This is a genomic window from Microbacterium barkeri (assembly GCF_027921765.1).
GTDB classification, from domain to species: Bacteria; Actinomycetota; Actinomycetes; order Actinomycetales; family Microbacteriaceae; genus Microbacterium; species Microbacterium barkeri.
Window position 1 is genome coordinate 1 of the sequence record NZ_BSEJ01000037.1, and the last position, 883, is coordinate 883.

At 74.6% G+C, this 883-nt stretch carries 1 protein-coding gene; it reads left to right on the plus strand.

All coding sequences use genetic code 11. From position 1 onward, the window contains the following. Positions 1 to 456 precede the first annotated feature (456 nt). Positions 457 to 883: HNH endonuclease signature motif containing protein (locus PKE79_RS16475; protein WP_271174784.1), on the plus strand; the 427-nt coding region annotated here is incomplete at its 3' end.

Consider the following 883-nt stretch of genomic DNA (forward strand, 5'->3'; position numbering starts at 1 on the left):
TCGGACCTCGCCGTGGAGGTCCTGTCCGCCCTGTGCAGCGACCCGGACGACAACCCCGCCCCCTGGAGCATAGACACGAACGCAGACGGCACGGACGCGACGGATGTCGGCGATGCGGACGCGGGCGCGACGGGGTCGACGGAGCCCTCCGCGGGTTCGACGGCTCCCGGCGCGGCTGGCGCGGACCCCGCGGACGCGGGAACGGGCACGACGGCGCCCGAAGCGGATGCCGCGGGTGCGACCGCGGACACGGACTGGGCGGCCCCCGATGCGGGCACCGAGGACGACGGGACGGAATCCGATCCGCCCGGCACGGCCGACGCTGACCACGCGCGAGGTCCCGGAGCCTCACCCCCGGACGGATCGCCTCCGGACGTGGATCCTCCCCGTGGGGCGCCGCCGTCGGTGCGGGGCTTGACGGGGGATCTGGACCGGGTGCTGTCGCGGGTGCGGGCGGTGGTGCAGGTCACCGTCGCGGCCACGACACTGGCGGGGCTGGATGACGAGCCGGGGTTCCTGGCCGGGTACGGGCCGATCGACGCGGACACCGCCCGCAAGCTCGCGGGGAACGCGGCCGGGTGGGAGCGGGTGTTCTGCCACCCCGACACCGGGGCGCTGCTCACCGTCGACCGGTACACCCCCACGGCCGCGCAGAAGCGGTACCTCCTCGCCCGCGACGAACGCTGCCGCACCCCCGGGTGCCGCAACCTCGCGATCACCGCCGACCTGGACCACACCATCCCGTACGCCCAGGGCGGTGTCACGGACGTGGGCAATCTCGCCTGCCTGTGCGAGGGGTGCCACCAGGACAAGCACCACACGCCCTGGCAGGTCAGGCAGCTCGGCGACGGGGTCCTGGAATGGACCAGCCCCGCCGGATACA